The organism is Photorhabdus kayaii (assembly GCF_025384895.1).
Classification (GTDB): Bacteria; Pseudomonadota; Gammaproteobacteria; order Enterobacterales; family Enterobacteriaceae; genus Photorhabdus; species Photorhabdus kayaii.
In genome coordinates this window covers 1-19933 of sequence record NZ_JAJAFZ010000026.1, presented here as the reverse complement: position 1 = coordinate 19933, position 19933 = coordinate 1, and the positions used below count along the sequence as shown (strand labels likewise).

General features: G+C 41.6%; 18 protein-coding genes and 3 pseudogenes. 13 read left to right on the top strand and 8 right to left on the bottom strand.

The window, feature by feature from the left end; genetic code table 11:
• Positions 1-179 precede the first annotated feature (179 nt).
• Both LGZ98_RS11715 and sanA read left to right on the top strand, forming a co-directional pair.
• Positions 180-1877: an NAD-dependent malic enzyme gene (locus LGZ98_RS11715; RefSeq protein WP_262978109.1), complete on the top strand. Its 1698-nt coding sequence runs from the start codon at positions 180-182 to the stop codon at positions 1875-1877.
• Between the two features lie 141 nt (positions 1878-2018).
• The gene (gene sanA / locus LGZ98_RS11710; RefSeq protein ID WP_262978108.1) at positions 2019-2759 is read left to right on the top strand and encodes an outer membrane permeability protein SanA; all 741 of its coding nucleotides are present in this window, start codon (positions 2019-2021) and stop codon (positions 2757-2759) included.
• On the opposite strand, the gene yeiB is transcribed toward sanA, so the two are convergent.
• From yeiB to LGZ98_RS11690, 4 genes are all read right to left on the bottom strand, one after another.
• Positions 2731-3879 (bottom strand): DUF418 domain-containing protein YeiB, encoded by a 1149-nt coding sequence (gene yeiB, locus LGZ98_RS11705; protein WP_113042181.1) that lies wholly within the window; start codon positions 3877-3879, stop codon positions 2731-2733. The genes sanA and yeiB overlap by 29 nt on opposite strands.
• A gap of 21 nt (positions 3880-3900) precedes the next feature.
• The gene (gene folE, locus LGZ98_RS11700; RefSeq protein ID WP_113042180.1) at positions 3901-4560 is read right to left on the bottom strand and encodes a GTP cyclohydrolase I FolE; all 660 of its coding nucleotides are present in this window, start codon (positions 4558-4560) and stop codon (positions 3901-3903) included.
• A gap of 17 nt (positions 4561-4577) precedes the next feature.
• Complete coding sequence (locus LGZ98_RS11695) at positions 4578-4775, bottom strand: hypothetical protein (protein WP_146748088.1); 198 nt, start codon at positions 4773-4775, stop codon at positions 4578-4580.
• Positions 4776-4855: 80 nt separating this feature from the next.
• The gene (locus LGZ98_RS11690) at positions 4856-6043 is read right to left on the bottom strand and encodes a YbfB/YjiJ family MFS transporter (RefSeq protein ID WP_390904676.1); all 1188 of its coding nucleotides are present in this window, start codon (positions 6041-6043) and stop codon (positions 4856-4858) included.
• 366 nt (positions 6044-6409) lie between these two features.
• On the opposite strand from LGZ98_RS11690, the gene LGZ98_RS11685 reads away from it, so the two are divergent.
• The 3 genes from LGZ98_RS11685 (at position 6410) to moeB (ending at position 9375) form a co-directional block, all read left to right on the top strand.
• Complete coding sequence (locus LGZ98_RS11685) at positions 6410-7156, top strand: SDR family NAD(P)-dependent oxidoreductase (protein ID WP_113042178.1); 747 nt, start codon at positions 6410-6412, stop codon at positions 7154-7156.
• A 225-nt stretch (positions 7157-7381) separates the two neighbouring features.
• On the top strand, positions 7382-8623 hold the full coding sequence (moeA, locus tag LGZ98_RS11680) for a molybdopterin molybdotransferase MoeA (RefSeq protein ID WP_262978107.1): 1242 nt from the start codon (positions 7382-7384) through the stop codon (positions 8621-8623).
• Positions 8623-9375, top strand: a complete 753-nt coding sequence (gene moeB, locus LGZ98_RS11675; RefSeq protein WP_113042176.1) for a molybdopterin-synthase adenylyltransferase MoeB — start codon at positions 8623-8625, stop codon at positions 9373-9375. The genes moeA and moeB overlap by 1 nt, the downstream gene beginning before the upstream one ends.
• 98 nt (positions 9376-9473) lie before the next feature.
• On the opposite strand, the gene LGZ98_RS11670 is transcribed toward moeB, so the two are convergent.
• A complete protein-coding gene (locus LGZ98_RS11670; RefSeq protein WP_113042175.1) occupies positions 9474-11069 on the bottom strand; it encodes an ABC-F family ATPase in 1596 nt (531 codons plus the stop codon).
• A 1342-nt stretch (positions 11070-12411) separates the two neighbouring features.
• On the opposite strand from LGZ98_RS11670, the gene LGZ98_RS11665 reads away from it, so the two are divergent.
• The 6 genes and pseudogenes from LGZ98_RS11665 to LGZ98_RS11640 form a co-directional block, all read left to right on the top strand.
• Positions 12412-12822 (top strand): toxin, encoded by a 411-nt coding sequence (locus tag LGZ98_RS11665; RefSeq protein WP_113042174.1) that lies wholly within the window; start codon positions 12412-12414, stop codon positions 12820-12822.
• 488 nt (positions 12823-13310) lie between these two features.
• Positions 13311-14204: a threonine/homoserine exporter RhtA gene (rhtA, locus tag LGZ98_RS11660; protein ID WP_262978106.1), complete on the top strand. Its 894-nt coding sequence runs from the start codon at positions 13311-13313 to the stop codon at positions 14202-14204.
• Positions 14205-14608: 404 nt separating this feature from the next.
• Positions 14609-14779: pseudogene (locus LGZ98_RS11655) on the top strand (hypothetical protein); the annotation flags it as partial.
• A gap of 136 nt (positions 14780-14915) precedes the next feature.
• On the top strand, positions 14916-15137 hold the full coding sequence (locus tag LGZ98_RS11650) for an alkylphosphonate utilization protein (protein ID WP_112876135.1): 222 nt from the start codon (positions 14916-14918) through the stop codon (positions 15135-15137).
• A 276-nt stretch (positions 15138-15413) separates the two neighbouring features.
• Positions 15414-15629 (top strand): hypothetical protein, encoded by a 216-nt coding sequence (locus LGZ98_RS11645; RefSeq protein WP_158536551.1) that lies wholly within the window; start codon positions 15414-15416, stop codon positions 15627-15629.
• Positions 15583-15831 (top strand): annotated as a pseudogene (locus tag LGZ98_RS11640) (aldo/keto reductase); the annotation flags it as partial. The gene LGZ98_RS11645 and the pseudogene LGZ98_RS11640, both read left to right, overlap by 47 nt.
• On the opposite strand, the pseudogene LGZ98_RS11635 reads toward LGZ98_RS11640, so the two are convergent.
• Together LGZ98_RS11635 and dinG are read right to left on the bottom strand one after the other, a co-directional pair.
• Positions 15813-16103 (bottom strand): annotated as a pseudogene (locus LGZ98_RS11635) (LysR family transcriptional regulator); the annotation flags it as partial. The pseudogenes LGZ98_RS11640 and LGZ98_RS11635 overlap by 19 nt on opposite strands.
• Positions 16103-18250, bottom strand: a complete 2148-nt coding sequence (gene dinG / locus LGZ98_RS11630) for an ATP-dependent DNA helicase DinG (RefSeq protein ID WP_113042172.1) — start codon at positions 18248-18250, stop codon at positions 16103-16105. The pseudogene LGZ98_RS11635 and the gene dinG, both read right to left, overlap by 1 nt.
• Before the next feature lie 164 nt (positions 18251-18414).
• On the opposite strand from dinG, the gene LGZ98_RS11625 reads away from it, so the two are divergent.
• Positions 18415-18576, top strand: coding sequence for a hypothetical protein (locus LGZ98_RS11625; protein WP_191214833.1), 162 nt, complete (start codon positions 18415-18417; stop codon positions 18574-18576).
• Positions 18577-18642: 66 nt separating this feature from the next.
• Positions 18643-19479, top strand: a complete 837-nt coding sequence (gene sseA / locus LGZ98_RS11620) for a 3-mercaptopyruvate sulfurtransferase (protein WP_113042171.1) — start codon at positions 18643-18645, stop codon at positions 19477-19479.
• 42 nt (positions 19480-19521) lie between these two features.
• On the opposite strand, the gene LGZ98_RS11615 is transcribed toward sseA, so the two are convergent.
• Complete coding sequence (locus LGZ98_RS11615; protein WP_158536550.1) at positions 19522-19683, bottom strand: hypothetical protein; 162 nt, start codon at positions 19681-19683, stop codon at positions 19522-19524.
• Positions 19684-19933: the final 250 nt, after the last annotated feature.

Sequence of the window (19933 nt, the reverse complement as noted above, 5' to 3'; positions counted from 1 at the left end):
GATAGAGGGTTTTCCGCTGTAAAAAATAATTACCGTAACATTTTATTATCTAACTCTGGATGTTATCTCTCATTTTTACTCATAATACCTCTAATTAAGTAACATTTACTGTACATATTTTTCCTATCTCTTAGGATCTGTAGCGACCTTTTATCCATTTAGTTCAAAGAGTAAGATTCATGGAACTGGAACACGAAAGTAAACGTCCACTATACATTCCCTATGCTGGCCCAATTCTGTTGGAATTCCCCCTGCTGAATAAAGGCAGCGCTTTTACTAAGGAAGAACGCAGCAACTTTAATCTTTACGGTTTATTACCGGAAGCGGTCGAAACCATCGAAGAACAAGTTGAACGTGCCTATCGGCAGTATCTTGATTTCAAAAATGATGCAGATAAGCACATTTACCTGCGAAATATTCAGGACACTAACGAAACCCTGTTCTACCGCCTGCTGGATGCGCATTTGAACGAAATGATGCCGATCATCTATACCCCAACCGTCGGTGAAGCTTGTGAGCACTTTTCCGATATTTACCGCCGTGCCCGTGGCCTGTTCATCTCATATCCAAACAAAGCACATATTGATGACATGCTGCAAAATGCGACCAAACAAAATGTAAAAGTCATCGTTGTTACCGATGGTGAACGTATCCTCGGTTTGGGTGACCAAGGCATTGGCGGAATGGGTATTCCTATCGGTAAGCTCTCCTTGTATACCTCCTGCGGTGGCATCAGCCCGGCTTATACACTGCCAGTCGTCCTGGATGTAGGCACCAACAACCCGCAACGCCTAAATGACCCGTTATATATGGGCTGGCGTCACCCGCGTATCACCGGTGAAGAATATGATGAATTCGTAGACAAATTTATTCAGGCTGTTAAACGACGCTGGCCAAATGTGTTGCTGCAATTTGAAGATTTCGCACAAAAAAATGCTATGCCTCTTCTTAATCGCTATCGCCACGAGATTTGTTGCTTTAATGATGATATTCAGGGAACTGCCGCCGTTACGTTAGGTAGCTTAATTGCCGCCAGTCGCGCGGCGGGCCGTCAATTGAAAGATCAAACGGTCATCTTCCTCGGCGCAGGTTCCGCTGGTTGCGGCATTGCAGAACAGATCGTCGCCCAGATGAAATCAGAAGGTTTAAGTGAAGAACAGGCTCGTGCCCGTATTTTCATGGTTGACCGTTTCGGTTTATTAACAGACAAACTGCCAAATCTATTGGATTTCCAGAACAAGCTGGTGCAGAAAAGCGACTCATTAGCTAAATGGGATGTAAACAGCGATTCAATCTCGCTGCTCGATGTTGTCCGTAATGCTAAACCGACAGTATTGATTGGTGTTTCAGGTCAGGCAGGTTTGTTTACAGAAGAGATCATCCGTGAGATGCATAAACATTGTGAACGTCCAATCGTCATGCCATTATCGAATCCAACTTCCCGTGTTGAAGCCCGTCCCGAAGATATCATCAACTGGACGGATGGTGCCGCCCTGGTTGCAACAGGTAGTCCATTTAATCCGGTAAAATATAAAGATCAGGAGTATCCAATAGCGCAATGTAACAATGCCTATATCTTCCCCGGCATTGGCTTGGGTGTCATTGCATCGGGGGCCAAACTGGTTACTGACGGTATGTTGATGGCAGCAAGCCGAACATTGGCGGATTGCTCACCCTTAGCCCAAGAGGGTCAAGGTCCGTTACTGCCACTTATCGATGATATTCAGGAAGTGTCACGCAAAATTGCTAAACAAGTCGCCAAAGAAGCACAAATACAGGGCGTTGCCACTGTGACCTCAGATGGAGCACTGGATGAAGCGATTGAACGCAACTTCTGGAAACCTGAATACCGCGTGTACAAACGGACTTCATTCTGATTTTTATCATTAAAAATACGTAAAAAGCTTGTTAGTTCTCTTTTACTATCAAGCTTTTTTCTTACAGAGAAAACTTGCTTCGAAATTTCAGGTAAAGTAGCCTTTAACAAATTCAGTCATTAATGTGTATAAGGCAAAAGCATGTGGAAGCGCCTGATAACTAGTCTGTTATTCATCATAGGGATGCTGATACTGACAGCTATTGCACTTGACCGCTGGATTAGTTGGAAAACAGCCCCCTATGTCTTTGATGATCTCAAACAACTTCCTGAACGTGAAGTGGGTATAGTACTTGGTACTGCTAAATATTACCTCTCTGGTGCGCCAAATCAGTACTATATGTACCGTATTCAGGGAGCCATTAATGCTTATAACAGCGACAAAATCAAATATTTGTTACTGAGTGGTGACAATGCTCAGCAAAGTTATAACGAACCCGTCACTATGCGCAGAGATTTGCTAAAAGCGGGTATTCCTGCTGCAAATATCGTACTGGATTTTGCTGGTTTCAGAACCCTTGACTCAATAGTCAGAACCCGGAAAGTTTTTAACACTAATGATTTCACAATTATCACCCAACGATTTCATTGCGAACGAGCCCTGTTTATCGCTATGCATATGGGAATTGATGCTCAGTGTTATGCGGTTTCCACACCCAAAAATATGATTACCGTTCGATTACGCGAAATCATTGCCCGCCTTGGTGCCCTGACTGATCTTTATATTCTGAAACGTGAACCTCGTTTCTTGGGCCCGTTGATCCCTATTCCTGCTCCGTATAAGGTACCAAAAGGTATGACTGATTACCCCGCCGTAACCCCTGAAGAATTACGGTCAATGGATAAAACCCAGTTTAAGCCGACCGGGCCAACACCGCCGTGATATCACGCCACCGCTGTTCTACTGGACCTTGCGGGTGACAACGTAACCACCAGCATGAAAAAAGAATATTCACTGCCCAAATGGGAAGAATAAATGCAAGCAATTCCAAACGGCTAAATTGACCAAAAAACCCAAGGTTATAAAACAGCAGGGTGCAGATTAAGGTTTGTAGCAAGTAATTACTCATCGCCATTCGCCCAACCTGATTGAGCCAGTAATTAATTCGCCAGCATGAAATGACCGGCCAGAAACCATATATTAAAGCCATATACCCCAGTGCCTGAAATGGCGTTACCAACTCAGCAAGGATATAACCGACAATACCAGACCAAAAGTAATCCCAATTATGGGTATATTGGAACACCACAGAGAATATCTGAACAGCAATACTGAGCGGTATCAGCACCAGAGCCACATTTCGATAATGGCTTACTGAAAATTCCCCTTTTAGCCAACCATTACGCATTAATCCAGCACCACATGACATAATACCGATAAGCTGCCAGCCATACTGAACAAACAGCATGACCATCATCAACATGATCTGATTGAAACGCTCTTTTGCTGCCAGCCATCCACCAGACGTTTTCCAATATGTTTCGTATAACATTTGGAATTCCGTCGATTGCCAAGAAACATTATTAGATTCGCCGCTGGAAAAAAAGCCGAGAATAAACAATAGCACTAATCCGATCAGATAAAAAATAGCGCCTTTCATAAATAACCGGTTACTGGCGCTATTTTGGCTAATCAATTGAAAGCTGAAAAAACCTGCCAAACTATAAGAGAGCAAAATATCGCCATCCCAGAGTAGGATGCCATGTCCCATTCCAATTAGAGCAAGTATGGTTAATCGTGGATAATTCCAGATTTTGCCCCTTGGTAATAGTAGCTCCAATGCCGCACCAAATAAGAAGGCCAAAATACACAGGAACTTTCCCTGAACAAAGACGCTAAGTACAGACCAGACAATCAAATCAGTTAAAGAAGCTGAACCATTATATGTCGGATTCAAATAAGCAGCGGATGGCAAAGCAAAACCGGAGATATTGAGTAGCAATATCCCCAGTATTGCCAAGCCACGAATGCTATCCAGTGAATTAATTCTCTGGCAAGCCATTCTTATATCCCAGTGTAAAAATTACACATGGCGAATTGTGCGTAAAAACTCTTGACGAGTATTTTGGCTAGATTTAAACAATCCCCCCAAGGAGGTTGTTGTCGTGGTACTGGTTGCATCACGGATGCCCCGTGCTTTCACACAGTAATGAACCGCATCAATCGATACGGCAACACTATTGGTACCAAGGAGTGTCTGTAATGCAATCAAGATCTGCTGGGTCAGACGCTCCTGAACCTGTGGACGTTGAGAAAAAAATTGCACAATACGGTTAATTTTAGACAACCCAATCACTTTATCTTTTGGAATATAGGCAACCGTCGCCTTGCCATCAATGGTCACGAAATGGTGTTCGCAGGTGCTGGTGAGTGTGATATCACGAACGGTCACCATTTCGTCCACTTTCATTTTATTTTCTATCAATGTGATTTTCGGGAAATTGCGATAGTCCAATCCTGAAAAAACCTCATCGACATACATTTTCGCAATACGACCTGGGGTTTCTGCCAAACTGTCATCACGCAAATCAAGATTCAACAGTTTCATAACTTCCGTCATATGCTCCTCAATCCGCGCTTTGCGCACTTCCGGCACCAATGCCTGACCACGCAAAGGCGTTTCAAGACCACGAGCTTCCAGCGCCGAATGCACAAGCTCAGCTTCTTTACTTAAGGATGACATTATTTTCTCCAAAGACATTACTTTCCATCATCTGGCGGGTAGTCAATTGATGTTCGAGTCATAAGTACCATCACTGAAACAATCACGACTAACAGGTAACTATTGCACACACTGTAAATGAGCACGTGGTGATTATCCAGTGATTGCTTTTCATAATTATACCCGTCATCTTTCAAGTTGCCTCTTTGTTGGCTGCACTCACTCACCCCGGTCACATAGTTTATCTATGCTCCCGGGGATTCGCTCCCTTGCCGTCGCGATGCATCTTGAAATCCATAAGGTATATATGAATTTTTTACACACGCACTTCTCTGGTCGGTTTATTCCTGTTACAAACCAACAACCCGGCAATGACCAAGGTAATCAATGCAACATATAATGCTGGCTCCAATCTCCCGGTTATTGCGGTAGAAACCGCTGACAACATCGGCCCAATAAGCTGCCCGACAGCATATCCGGTGGTTAATAACCCAGCCATATAACGGCTATGTTCTGGCGCTAATTCACGCCCATACTGAAACCCCATTTGCACCACACACATAAAACCACCACCAACCAACAAAGAGCTTAATGCCAGACTACCTATTCCCGGAATGATCTCAGCGATAAGAATGCCCACAGCCTGAATCCATAAAGTGATCGCAAGTCGGATTTGCGTTGTCAGCATATGGCGGGTCAGAATAGCAAAACCGATGCCGATGACTGCGGCACCACCAAATATTGGCCAGACAAACTGTGCAAACAAGCTGCCAGGGAAACGATCACTTGCCATTTGTGAAAGAAAAGTCGCAGGTAAAATATAACCAAAGCCGGCTAAGCTGTAGCCCCATACCAGCCGCTTAATTGCAGGTGTCAAAGTCAGTTTCTTCACCTCAGCCTGTGAACGGTGTAACTCACCACTACGGGGCAAATGCCGACTAATATAGATACTGCAAATCAGCGCCAAAATGCCATACAACATCCATGCTTCGGAAGCACTCACTTGCCATGCTTGAATACCGATAGCAAGGATACCAGTAACGAATATCCCGACTCCCGGCCCCGCAAATATGGCAGCACTCAACGCAGGACGATTCAATTTAGCCAACTGTTCATTGGCCCATGATGTTACTAGCACCAATGTCCAACCACTTGCCCAACCAATAAAAAAACGGGCGATACTGTGCAATATCGCCCCATACAATAGTGCAGAGAGCAATGTGATAATCACTGCTCCCCATAATCCGGCCCAAAGCCGATATTCAATCAAACGGCGCGCCCGCATTGCATCATAGGAGCCGGCCAGATATCCCAAATAGTTAAAAGCCGCAACAATACCGGCCCCAGTCAGACTAAACTGGAATTCTGCGATCATTAAAGGTACTTGAGGAGTGAAAGCAGTACGCCCAATTCCCATAGCGACGACTAGCGCCAAAAATCCACTCATTGCGATATGAAAAGCTAGGTAGCGGTGACTTTGTTGAGGAGACATTGAATTGTTCATAGCCATAAGATATTATTTTTTAATTTATTTCTCACAATCCAAAACAGAAATCAAATACAATACACACTTTTAATTAACAAAATTCCCAGAAAAACGTAAATTATTTCTACCCATAAATAAAAAATCAGTAAGCAATTAATTACAGTATCTGGAATGTCAGCATATATGAATTTTCTTACTCTGCGCCGCTTATTTATTTTTACCTCTAATAAGTTACCTCCACTAAGGCTAAATCGAGTTTTACAACACAACATTAGCTTAATTAGTCAGGCTTCCACACAATAATGCCAAAACGGTACTAACAAACCTGTCTATAAGAGATATGATTCATCATGTTATGTACAAATATTAATAAGGAGCATTGTTATGTATAAAGTATTTCAAGGTAAGACAGCCATTGTAACCGGTGGTGGAACCGGTATAGGACGGGCTATCAGTATTATGCTGGCGAAACAAGGTGCTGCGGTCGCAGTGATCTATTCACAAAGTGAACTTGAAGCGCGGGAAACAACAGAAGCCATTATCAAGGATGGGGGGCAAGCTATCGCGATAAAAGCGGATGTTGCCGACGAATCGGCTGTGCAGGCGATGATAAACACTGTCGTGGAAAAGTTTAGCGGGATCGACTATCTGGTAAATAACGCGGCGACAACCAGACAACTTCAATTTGAAGATCTTGATGCCATATCTAGCGATATTTGGGATACCATTATTGATGTTAATGTGAAAGGCACATTTCATTGTTGCCGGTATGCCGCACCTTATCTTAAAGCAAGAACAGGGAGTGCTATCGTGAATGTCGGTAGTATCGCCGGCGAAACAGGCCTAGGTTCTTGTATCCCCTATGCCACTTCCAAATCAGCGGTTCACGGACTAACAAGATCCTTAGCTCGGGCACTGGCTCCATCGGTCAGGGTTAACTGCGTAGCGCCAGGCGCCGTTGAAACCAGATGGTGGAAAGGGAAAGAAGAGAAAATGCATACGCTTTGCACTTATTTGCCCTTAGAAAGAATTTCAACGCCAGAAGATGTTGCAGAAATAACCTTAATGTTGTTAAAAGCAGAATCGATGACAGGACAAGTCATAACCGTTGACAGTGGTCAAACCTTATAATCTCTTGTCCGCTTTGTGACCTGGCTATGACAACAGCAGATTCCCTGACGCCAGGTTAATCGTGATGTTCTGCATATTTATCACATGTTGCGGCGCTTTGGACCACCGAGACCAATATCGCCGCATTTATGAAACATAGGATACTCATCAAAGCCAAATATCACTCACACATAGGATGATCTCTGCCATAATGCCTAATGAAAAACCTTATCTGGGAGCATCATTATGGATCACTGTCACACCTCTGGATTGATCTCTTTGCAGCAGGCGTTGGAAAAACTTGTGACGCAAGTTACACCACTGACTGACACAGAAACCGTCAACCTCCCGCAAACATCAGGACGCATTACTGCAACAAATATTATTTCTCCTATCAATGTGCCGCCTTTTGCTAACTCAGCAATGGATGGTTATGCCGTACGCTATACGGATTTAAATAGCTGTAAACCACTACCTCTGGCAGGAAAAGCACTAGCAGGCGCACCTTTTCAAGGAGAATGGCCGGTTGCAACTTGTATCCGCATTATGACTGGCGCACCTATTCCCACAGGCGCTGATACGGTCATTATGCAAGAACACGCAGAGATTACTGATGATGGCATTGTCTTCACTCAGCCAGCCAAGCAAGGCCAGAATATCCGTCTGGCCGGCGAAGATATTACTGAAGGTGCGGTGGTACTACCGGCAGGCAGCAAATTATCCACCGCTCAGTTACCGCTAATTGCATCTTTAGGCATCACCGACGTTGAAGTCGTTCGCAAATTAAAAGTCGCCATTTTCTCGACCGGTGATGAGCTACAAGCTATCGGTCACCCACTGAAGGAAGGCCAAATTTATGATACCAACCGTCTTGCCGTTCGACTCATGCTGGAAAAACTGGATTGCGATGTTATTGATTTAAGGGTTATTGCAGACAATCCCCAAGCTTTACGCCATGTTTTTGGTGAAGCAGATCAACAAGCTGATTTAGTTATCAGCAGTGGTGGTGTTTCTGTGGGTGAAGCAGACTACACCAAGCAGATACTGGATGAATTAGGCGAAATCTGTTTCTGGAAACTGGCAATTAAACCGGGTAAACCCTTCGCTTTTGGCAAACTAAAAAACGCCTGGTTCTGTGGTTTGCCCGGTAATCCAGTTTCAGCCGTTCTCACTTTCTATCAATTAGTTCAACCTTTAATCGCTCGTCTATCCGGTTTTACAGCATGGCAACCCCCTATGCGTATGCGCGCCAAGGTCACCACGCCATTGAAAAAGACGCCGGGGAGAATGGATTTCCAACGAGGTATTGCTTCGGTGAATGAACAAGGTCAATTAGAAGTCTGTACGACAGGGCATCAAGGCTCTCATATATTTAGTTCATTCAGTCAGGGGAACTGCTTCATTGTTCTGGAACGTGAACGTGGGCGGGTAGAAATTGGTGAAAATGTTGAAATCGAATTGTTCAATCACTTACTGAAAAATGAATAATGACCATTGAACTAACAGACACAGAAACCCTACGCTATAACCGTCAGATTGTTCTACGCGGGTTTGATTTTGACGGTCAGGAAAAATTGAAATCTTCGGCGATCCTGATAGTCGGTGCCGGTGGTTTAGGTTGCGCAGCATCCCAGTATTTGACCGCAGCAGGTGTGGGAACAATAACACTACTGGATTTTGATACTGTTTCTCTCTCGAACCTGCAACGGCAGATCCTGCATCGAGATGAACGTATCGGCATGGCTAAGGTGCATTCAGCCCAATTGACGCTCCGGGCAATAAACCCACATGTCACGATTAAAACCGTTAATGGATTACTGGAAGATCAGGCGCTAGATGAACTTATCAGCCAGAATGATGTTGTCTTAGATTGTACTGATAATGTGGCAATCCGCGAACAACTGAACCGCTTGTGTCTGACAAGGAAAACGCCTCTGGTTTCTGGTGCCGCTATTCGCATGGAAGGACAACTCACTACATTTACTTATCAGCCAAATGCCCCCTGCTACCGTTGCCTGAGCAGACTGTTTGGCGAAAACAATTTGACGTGCGTAGAAGCGGGAGTTATGGCGCCATTGGTCGGCACCATCGGTACATTACAAGCAATGGAAACCATCAAACTCCTTACTGGATACGGCAAAGTCAGCAGCGGAAAGGTTTTACTGTTTGATGCAATGACGATGCAATTTCGTGATATTAAATTACTTAAAGATCCCAATTGCGAGGTGTGCAACAGTTAATCTATTTACCGATAGAAATAACACGCAATAGAAATAACAAGCAATAGAAAGAACACGCCCCGGTTATCTCAACTAGGGCGATTTATGCCACAAGATTATTACTCAACAATTCCTTGGCTTCTCAAATACTCATCATAAGTACCTTTGAAATCAATGACTTTATCAGATTTAATTTCCATAACTCGGCTTGCCAATGAGCTAACAAACTCCCGATCATGAGAAACAAATATCAAAGTACCTTTATACAATTCAAGCGCGAGGTTCAGGGATTCAATGGATTCCATATCCAAGTGGTTTGTTGGTTCATCCATTATCAGAATATTTGGCTGTTGCATCATCAACTTACCAAATAGCATCCGCCCTTTTTCGCCACCCGATAATACTTTGACTTTTTTCTTAATGTCATCTTGGCTGAACAACAAACGGCCTAATACGCTACGAACAGCTTGTTCATCATCCCCTTCTCTCTTCCATTGACTCATCCAGTCAAAAACCGTCAGATCACAGTCAAAATCACTGGCATGATCCTGAGCATAATAACCAATGCTACTATTTTCAGACCATTTAACTGTGCCACTGGTTGGCTCTGTTTCACCAACGAGTGTTTTCAAGAAAGTTGTTTTACCAATACCGTTAGCACCAATAACAGCGAGTTTCTCACCAACTTCCAGCAAGAGATTAAGATTTTTAAACAGAGGATCATTGTCATAACCTTTAGTTAAACCTTCTATTTCCAGAGCATTACGGAATAATTTCTTATCCTGCTCAAAACGGATATAAGGATTCTGACGGCTGGATGCCTTAACTTCTCCCAACTGGATTTTATCAATCTGACGAGCACGGGAAGTCGCCTGTTTTGATTTGGAGGCATTAGCGCTGAAACGGCTGACAAAAGACTGTAACTCCGCAATCTGTGCTTTCTTCTTCGCATTATCCGCGAGCAGACGTTCACGGGCCTGAGTGGCGGCAACCATATATTCATCATAATTACCGGGGAACAGACGTAATTCACCGTAATCGAGATCGGCCATATGAGTACAAACCGTATTCAGGAAGTGGCGATCATGGGAAATAATGATCATAGTGCTATTTCGTTCATTCAGTATCTGCTCTAACCAACGAATCGTATCAATATCCAAGTTATTCGTCGGTTCATCCAATAACAGAACATCAGGATTAGAAAACAGCGCTTGAGCCAGCAATACCCGCAATTTCCAGCCTGGTGCCACTTCGCTCATCAAACCGTAATGCTGTTCTACTGGAATACCCACGCCTAGCAACAACTCTCCGGCTCGCGCTTCGGCACTATAACCATCCATCTCGCCATAAGCGACTTCCAGATCCGCAACGCGATAGCCATCCTCTTCACTCATTTCTGCCATTGCATAGATGCGGTCACGCTCCTGCTTTACCTGCCACAGTTCCGTGTGCCCCATAATCACGGTATCCAACACCGTGAACTCTTCAAAAGCAAACTGATCCTGACGCAGTTTACCAATACGCTCATTGGGATCGGTGCTGACATTGCCGACAGAGGGTGTCAGATCACCTCCCAGAATTTTCATAAAAGTGGATTTACCGGAACCATTAGCGCCAATCAGACCATAACGGTTACCGTTGCCAAACTTGACAGAAATGTTTTCAAACAGGGGCTTACTGCCAAATTGCATGGTGATGTTGTTTGTACTTAACACTGCATTCGCTCTTACATTTAGAAACAAAAGGAAAATCGGAAAAATCGATAGCGGCGCATTATGCCACAATAGTGTTAAGAGATCGCGGAGAGTTTTGAGCGTTATTCGAGCTAATTAACTTATATCGTACTGCAAATTCATTCACTAAAACAGTGTTAAAATTTTAGGAGCAGCCCCGGCATCCCAAGGCGCTCCTCCAACTCAAAGGCTTGCTTGCAAGATCTGACGGCTAATATCTAAAAATAGACTGCTTTGATTTTTTACTTTTAATAAAATAGTAACAAGCTTTCTATTGGTACTCTAAATGACAAAACGATACTGTGATTTAATTTGATGCGGAATGTGCTTTCAAATCAGGCACAAAGAAGAAAATAAGAGAAATCAATATTGGCACATTGCAAATAAACATATTAGGGATTAATGACATTACGTTCACAATAATTTCCTTTTTTACAATTTTTTCATCAAGGATGTAATAGTCCCTATAGTGAATATAATTTCATCTCATTATCCAAATATTTGTTAATCAATAAATCAATAAACTTCCTAGCAAAAATAAAGGCTTATCAAATTAATACGTTTATCGCTATTCAAAATAAATACAATCTATACCCGTCATCTTTCAAGTTGCCTCTTTGTTGGCTGCACTCACTCACCCCGGTCACATAGTTATCTATGCTCCCGGGGATTCGCTCCCTTGCCGTCGCGATCCATCTTGAAATCCATTGGGTATATTGCTAAGTTATACTCATTCAATATTACAACGCATTAACATCTCATCAATATAATGATGAATTAATGTTCAAAAAATAATAAATTATTATTCTCCCGTCATAAAATTGGCGTTCTATTTTTATTTGCCATTATAGCCGTTTTATATATTAGTTATTAAAAAACATAGACATATTTTATCATCTATATCTACGTTTTTAAGTACGAAAATATAATTAACCGGTTGTTATTTTATAATAAAACACAAAGAGCAAAAAAATTGACTTTTATCTGAGAGAAAAGGTATCTTAAAAAACATCGAGACAAAATAAATCTTTTTATCTACACCAATGAATAGATAGTTTGCTTTTAATTTTAATCTTTTAAAATATTAAAATTATCAAAAATAGTAATAAAATGGTGATAACGATAAATAAAAAGACTCAGATATAAAAATTGATTTTTAGGAAACATAAAGAAAAGGAATTCTAATAGGAAGTAAAATAAGCTATCAAATATAGCGAAGAAGGTTGGTTCCACCCCAAGTTATTTTATATAACCATAATAGGCTAAATTAAAATCTTGGAATTTATTAATCATATTTTTAACATCAATCACAAGAGGTAATACTATGTCAGAGATCGAAGCAATCTCCTTAAAAGCACCAATCAGCGTTATTGCAAAAGTAACTAACAAATCAATATATAAACTTAAACTTATTCAGGATTCTATTCGTCTGGATCAAGGTGAGTGGACCACTCTTCCTCCTCAAGTCATTAATAGAAGCAATGATAACACGCCTGGAAAAGCGATTTGGAGAAGTGATTCAAACAGCCTGTTAGGTGGTGTTGCAGGGCGCTGTACCTATGTATTTGTAGATAGTAAAGGCGAAATCTATAGTATCTATGTTACATGGAGTAACCCTTTGATTGGCAGCAGCAGCTACTCAATCTCAACCGATTATTTAGGTGATGATTTACATTTATCCTATACAGCAGATGGCGGTAATAATCCAATAGTAGAATATATGATTGTAAGCTAATATTTAATCATTAGTATTAACAACCATTCCTGTGAGAAGATATTTTAATTAATATCTATACAACAGGAATGGTTTATTTATTTTGATAACTAATATAGTTATACCCTATGGATTTCAAGTGGCCTCTTTGTTGGCTGCACTCGCTCACCCCGGTCACATAGTTACCTATGCTCCCGGGGATTCACTCCCTTGCCGTCGCGATGCATCTTAAAATCCATAGGGTATATGAAATCAAGAATTAACCAGATTGTAGTAAATACCTTCATCACTTGTAATCCCTAAATTATCAACATATTAAAATACAATGTAAATTTATACAGAATTATATACCAATAATGAAATTTAATTTCACTATAACCATATAATATGGTCTAATAAATGAAAAATATTTCGCTAAAATTATATTCTCTAAACCTATTGAGTTATCTGCATTTCACTGCGAAGATTGTCGGCCAAATCACTTGATTTTAATTTGAGGTTTTGCCCGGATGTCTCCTTCCAAGCTCCAAAAGAGTACCTTTCCATTAATACCTGTAATACTGTTACTGCTTGCCATGACATCAATTCAGGGTGGTGCTTCTCTTGCCAAAACGCTGTTTCCGGTCATCGATGCACCGGGTGTTACCGCACTGCGCCTAGGTCTTGGAACTATCATTCTGTTTATTATTTTTAAACCCTGGCGCTTGCGTTTTAGCCGAAAATCCATCATGCCACTGCTTACCTATGGTATTGCTCTTGGCGCGATGAATTATACATTCTATATGGCACTGACAACTATTCCTTTAGGTATTGCCGTGGCTCTTGAATTCACCGGCCCATTGGCTGTAGCTATGTTTTCATCACGCCGACCAATAGATTTTCTTTGGGTGGCATTGGTTATCGCCGGCTTAGCTTTCCTACTACCCATTGGCAATAATAATATTAATAGTTTAGATCCTATAGGGATTATTTATGCACTCAGCGCAGGTGTTTGCTGGGCACTGTATATTATTTTCGGCCAACGCGCCGGTGCAGGCCATGGAGCCGCAACGGTGTCTATTGGTTCATTTATCGCTGCTATGATATTTTTCCCTGTCGGTTTGATACAAACGGGGCCAGAATTATTATTTGATATGTCAATTCTCCCTCTGGCACTGGCAATTGCAATTCTGTCTACTGCATTCCCATATACACTGGAAATGATTGCTCTAACCCGTTTACCTGCACAAACATTTGGTACTCTAATGAGCCTTGAACCCGCGCTGGGTGCGCTATCTGGTATTGCGTTTCTGAATGAACATTTAACTATAACGCAATGGCTGGCGCTGTTCTGTATTATTTTTGCCTCCATCGGATCTACATCAACAATAAAAAGAAAGCCTAAAATCACCGAAATCGATTAATCATTTTATTTAATCGAAATAAAATAGAAGCCGGAGGAATAAAGTCATTCTCCGGTTTTTTCATGAATAAAAAACTCATTCATGTCAAAATTACTCAACAGATTTACCTGATAAATTATTATATTTTTTAATATTAATCTAAAAATTTTATGGTCAATATTTTCCTATAAAAATTAACTATTGATTTAATAGGAATAAACTATATGATTTAAGACTAATATCGAGTTACATTCATCTCATCAATGAAAAACTCATTATTAACATCAAGGTAAAATTATTATGGAGACTGCCAAATTAGTCAAAACAAAGACATCCACACTACTTTATATACCCTATGGATTTCAAGATGCATCGCGACGGCAAGGGAGAGAATCCTCGGGAGCATAGATAACTATGTGACCGGGGTGAGCGAGTGCAGCCAACAAAGAGGCAACTTGAAAGATGACGGGTATACTCGTAATGATGTCGATGATGTCGATGATGTCGATGATGACATTAAGCAGGAAACAATTGAAATTCTAAACCACATGGTGATCCAATTTATTGATCTTTCGCTGCTTACCAAACAAGCACATTGAAGCAAGCGTTGAGCAGTAAAATACATCATAAGATGTCCTCCACACAGACAAATTTCGCCATATCCTTTAAAAATCAGTACAAATTGTCTATAATCCACACTTATTTTCAGAAATAACTTGAGGAAATAACAAAATGGACACCGAAGTAAAAGACAGCAATGGCACCTTACTTAATGATGGCGATTCTGTACAGGTCATCAAAGATCTAAAAGTAAAAGGCACATCAGCAACGTTAAAACGCGGCACTTTGATTAAAAATATCCGTCTTACCCATCGTGACGATGAAATCGAATGTAACGCAGATAAAATCAGAGGGTTAGTATTAAAAACCTGTTTTCTGAAAAAAGTAGGATAAATCGCCTTTTCTATCGATTTTATTTACTAAATTAGCCGAAAACCCTCTCCATGAAGAGGGTATCGCAAAAGGCCGGCATTTTTTGCTAAGTGAAAATAAGCCCACAGAGATATTGCCTGTGGTAGATTCACATAAATAAGTGCAACATCGTTAATCTGGAAGTAAACATGTTCGTATTCCCTTAAATAATTTATTTAAATTAACTTATATACCCTATGGATTTCAAGATGGATCGCGGCGGCAAGGGAGCGAATCCCCGGGAGCATAGATAACTATGTGACCGGGGTGAGCGAGTGCAGCCAACAAAGAGGCAACTTGAAAGATGACGGGTATATTATATCTTTGCCATATCAGCAAAAGACTTCTGCATTTATTGCTCTTTTTTATTGCAATTTATCTCATGATAATAAAACCTTTCTCAATCAAATATTACATGAGGTTTATTATGTCTGTTCCTGCATTTGGATTAGGTACTTTTCGTCTGAAAGATGATGTTGTTATTACATCAGTAAAAAATGCTCTTGAATTGAGATATCGTGCGATTGATACAGCACAGATTTATGAGAATGAAACCGCGGTAGGGCAAGCCATAGAAGAAAGCGGTGTAGCCCGTGAAGATATCTATATCACGACAAAAATCTGGACAGAAAATTTAAGTAAAGAAAAACTGATACCAAGTCTTAAAGAGAGACTTGGCGTATGTTTAGATTCCATAAGTTCAGTTTCAGCGGCTGCTATTTCTTGTAGTACATGCTAAACTCGGCGGAAATAACGCTTACCTTCTTCGGTTAAGCTAAGCTGACGTGTTGTGCGATTGAGCAGACTCACACCCAGTTTCTTTTCAAGTTTTTTTATAGAACGGCTCACAGCGGAATTTGCTAATTGCAGATGTTCCGCCGCACGACTGAAACTCCCGCTTTCCACTACTGACACGAAAATTGTTAACTCTTCTGAATTTGCCTTCATTATTGCCTTCCTTGCAAAAGAGTATTCATGTCCCCAATTTCTGTCTCTGAAAGAACTTCCGGCTGCTCAATAGGGAAAATGGGCAGCGCTTGCAATAATCTTGGGCCATACCTTTTGCTCAGTAAGCGCCTGTCATAAATCACCACATCACCATAACATTCATGGCTACGAATAAGTCTTCCTACTTGCTGAATCAGGCTAAAAGAAGCACTTGGTAAACTCTGCACTTCAAAAGGATAACGTTTAAGTGATTTCAACCATTCGCCTTCAGTAATAATGACTGGATTATTCACTGGCGGAAATGAGATTTTTTGAATGTGAACTTGGGACAGATAATCCCCCTTTAAATCCAGCCCTTCCGCAAAAGATTGCAATCCAATCAAAACACTACACTGCCCTTCATTGATACGCTGACAATGTGTTTCCACTAACCGATAACGTGGCTGATCCCCTTGCACAAGTAACATCAGACGTAAATCCGTTACATAAGAGAGAAAGATATCCATCGCCCTCTGACTGCTGAACAAAACCAACATGCCTTTATGTTGCTGCCTCAGCAATTGAGCTCTGAAATAACACGCCATCTCTTGCAAATGAGCGGTTTCATTGTGCAGTGTCGGCTCCCATGACATTTTGGGAATAACCAGTTTACCCTGCCGTACATGATCAAAAGGTGATGACAATGCGACAAAACGGTCGCCTGCTTTTTCAGTCAACCCAGTCAACTCCTGAATACGGGAAAAACTATTCAGAGAACGAAGCGTTGCCGATGTCACAACCACATGAGGAATGCTACGCCAAAGCAGTTGATTAAGCTGTTCGCTGACTCTGATACCGGCACAATGGAAATAGAGGTGTGACTGATTTTTCTCATCACGGCGTCTAAGCCATTTTGATACCGGCGCACTGGATGACTCTTCCAACGCCGCTAAACGCCACAGCTTAGTCATATTTTCAAAATATCCAAGCGTACGGCTAGTATGCAAAATAGACCGATGCAATCTGACAATATCCTGTTTAGCCGTCCGCTCAGTCAAATCATTCAGTATCGCTTCTGCCAAACCCCGTAAACCGTCGGTCAATTTAAATAGCTGTTGGCAGCAAAGTAGCAAGTTATCCGGTAATTTACCCATCTCAAACAGATACTCATCTAGTTCATTCTTTTCAGATAAAAACGCCTGAGTGATAATTGCGAGCTCTCTAAAGCATTCCCGTAGTTTTTCACTGTGTTCATTAAGGCGACTGGCATTAGCTAAGCGTGGTGGCTTTGCCGGATGGAATTGCACCAGATATTGCTCAACATGACGAACAAAAGTATCTAATTGACCATTAAGTTGAAACAGAGTGATTTCCCCCTCCACTTCCAGAGAATCCCTGGCAACATCCGGTATATGGTGGCCTTCGTCGAGTACCAATAACAAATTTTTAGCATCAGGGAGTACCGATTCACTCTCCAATGCCGCCATCACTAACGCATGGTTAGCAACCACCACATCGACATTTTCTATCTCACGGCGAGCAATAAAAAATGGGCAACGATGATAATACTGACAGTTACGTCCCAAACAATTTACTTTATCCGTACTCACTTTCCCCCACAAAGCATCGGACAAAGCCAATTTATGGTGATCACGCAACCCATCCCAGGCAAAAGTTGTGTAATCACTACGCAACCGACCACACAATTCCCTCTCTTCACTACTGGCAAGCTCTGTTTTGTCCTCAACCAAAAACATAAGATCGATCTGCTCACTCTCGGTTGCACAGATAGCGTCAAGATTGCGTGGGCAAACATAACGACCACGACCAAAAGCCCCGGTAAATTTCAGATCGGGAATAATTTTACGCAACAGAGGAAGGTCTTTACTGTAAATCTGATCTTGCAAAGCGACATTCGCCGTACTCACGACCAATGGCTTACTTTCCGCTCTGCTGATAGCAATCCCAGGTAGCAGATAAGAAAGGGTTTTGCCGATTCCCGTTGGCGCCTCAATAACCAAATGACGACCTTCCTGATCCGCAAGCGTTTTTGCAACTTCGGCAATCATCTGCCGCTGCGGAACACGAGAAATAAAACCATTAATATGTTGAGGTAATATCTTATACCACTGACTTATCTGATTTTTTATTGAATTGGAAAGTGCCATTGGATTCTCTGCCATACAACCGGAGCGCTATTGTCCCACAGAGCAAAAATGAAATCAGCTTTATGTCGAGGCGACAATCAACTCGTTTGTTAAATTGGTGAGCACCTTGCCAGCTATTCAGAACGCTATATACTGCCTATTTTCTACAACACCTGAGAACAATAATGAAAAAGCTCCTTATCATTTTCATCGCTATCTTTGCATTTGGTTCAATTGGCGGCGTATTCTTGGCGGGCCTTAATATGTACACCCGCTCAACCACACCGGTAGAATCACTAACCAGTCAACAACCAGAAACCACCACAGCGCCGGTACAACAACAATAACGGGCTGTAACACGTAGTGCCTATCCCAATAGGACTATTTTATCTTCGTATCAAGTGAGGGACCCCATGAATAACGCATACTTTGTCACTCCACAATGGCTAAAAGATCATCTTGATGATAAGAATCTCGTCATCCTTGATGCAACCGCCCCACCACCACCTCAACAAATTGATTGCCATCAACTTTGGCTGGATACCCATATTCCCGGCGCCCAATTTTTTGATTTAGACAAAATTGCCAATCATCAAAGTGGATTACCTCACATGCTGCCCGATCCGCAAACTTTTAGTCAGGCTGTTGGCGCAATGGGGATCAGTAAAAATCATTTAGTCGTGATTTATGACCAAGGCAATATGTTCTCTGCCCCTCGTGCATGGTGGACATTTAAAATATTCGGTAGCCACAACGTCCGTATTCTTGATGGCGGTTTACAAGGCTGGCAACAGGCAGGATTGCCAACAGAATCAGGTGAAGTGAAACGCAATCCTCAAATCTTTAGTGCCGATTTTGATGCCGACAAAGTGAAATCACTGGAACAAATTCTGGATGCGCTAAATGATCAACAAATCCAAATTGTCGATGCCAGAGCAACAGACCGCTTTCAAGCTAAAGCGCCAGAACCGCGCCCCGGATTAAGAATGGGCCATATTCCTGGCAGTAAAAACGTTCCGTGGACGATGTTGATAGAGAATGGTCACTTTAAATCAGGAACTGAAATTACCGATATTTTCCATCAGCAAGGCATCGATTTAAACAAACCGGTTATCACCAGTTGTGGATCGGGTATGACTGCTGCCGTTTTAGTATTGGGTTTAGATATCATCGGCAAGAAAGATGTTTATTTATATGATGGATCATGGGCTGAATGGGGAGCAGACAATACCCTGCCACTTGAGAAATAATTAAATACCATAGGGCATATTCACTTTATGCCCTTTAATTATTTAATATAAACAAATATACCCGTCATCTTTCAAATTGCCTCTTTGTTGGCTGCACTCACTCACCCCGGTCACATAGTTATCTATGCTCCCAGGGATTCGCTCCCTTGCCGTCGCGATCCATCTTGAAATCCATAGGGTATAGATATATTTTTCAGTAATCAAATAGCATCCAATCAAATAAGTTCCATATCGTTATATTTCATAACCCTATCTATTCATTTCTCAATAAAGATTATTATTTATCAATCATAGTTATATGAAATAATCAAACCAACATATTTTCAAATTTAAATATTATTATTATCAACTTAAAATTCAACTCTGTTTTTTATTTAGAAATAAGATTAAGATATTATTCCAATAGGGATTATCTTTAGAGGAAATACATAAGGAGACCAGCACTAAGATGGGT

What these genes read in the sequence shown, in the direction of transcription:
- LGZ98_RS11715 (WP_262978109.1), top strand. Translation starts at nt 180, where the DNA reads ATGGAACTGGAACACGAAAGTAAACGTCCACTATACATTCCCTATGCT.
- sanA (WP_262978108.1), top strand. Translation starts at nt 2,019, where the DNA reads ATGTGGAAGCGCCTGATAACTAGTCTGTTATTCATCATAGGGATGCTG.
- yeiB (WP_113042181.1), bottom strand. Translation starts at nt 3,879, where the DNA reads ATGGCTTGCCAGAGAATTAATTCACTGGATAGCATTCGTGGCTTGGCA.
- folE (WP_113042180.1), bottom strand. Translation starts at nt 4,560, where the DNA reads ATGTCATCCTTAAGTAAAGAAGCTGAGCTTGTGCATTCGGCGCTGGAA.
- LGZ98_RS11690 (WP_390904676.1), bottom strand. Translation starts at nt 6,043, where the DNA reads ATGAACAATTCAATGTCTCCTCAACAAAGTCACCGCTACCTAGCTTTT.
- LGZ98_RS11685 (WP_113042178.1), top strand. Translation starts at nt 6,410, where the DNA reads ATGTATAAAGTATTTCAAGGTAAGACAGCCATTGTAACCGGTGGTGGA.
- moeA (WP_262978107.1), top strand. Translation starts at nt 7,382, where the DNA reads ATGGATCACTGTCACACCTCTGGATTGATCTCTTTGCAGCAGGCGTTG.
- moeB (WP_113042176.1), top strand. Translation starts at nt 8,623, where the DNA reads ATGACCATTGAACTAACAGACACAGAAACCCTACGCTATAACCGTCAG.
- LGZ98_RS11665 (WP_113042174.1), top strand. Translation starts at nt 12,412, where the DNA reads ATGTCAGAGATCGAAGCAATCTCCTTAAAAGCACCAATCAGCGTTATT.
- rhtA (WP_262978106.1), top strand. Translation starts at nt 13,311, where the DNA reads ATGTCTCCTTCCAAGCTCCAAAAGAGTACCTTTCCATTAATACCTGTA.
- LGZ98_RS11650 (WP_112876135.1), top strand. Translation starts at nt 14,916, where the DNA reads ATGGACACCGAAGTAAAAGACAGCAATGGCACCTTACTTAATGATGGC.
- dinG (WP_113042172.1), bottom strand. Translation starts at nt 18,250, where the DNA reads ATGGCACTTTCCAATTCAATAAAAAATCAGATAAGTCAGTGGTATAAG.
- LGZ98_RS11625 (WP_191214833.1), top strand. Translation starts at nt 18,415, where the DNA reads ATGAAAAAGCTCCTTATCATTTTCATCGCTATCTTTGCATTTGGTTCA.
- sseA (WP_113042171.1), top strand. Translation starts at nt 18,643, where the DNA reads ATGAATAACGCATACTTTGTCACTCCACAATGGCTAAAAGATCATCTT.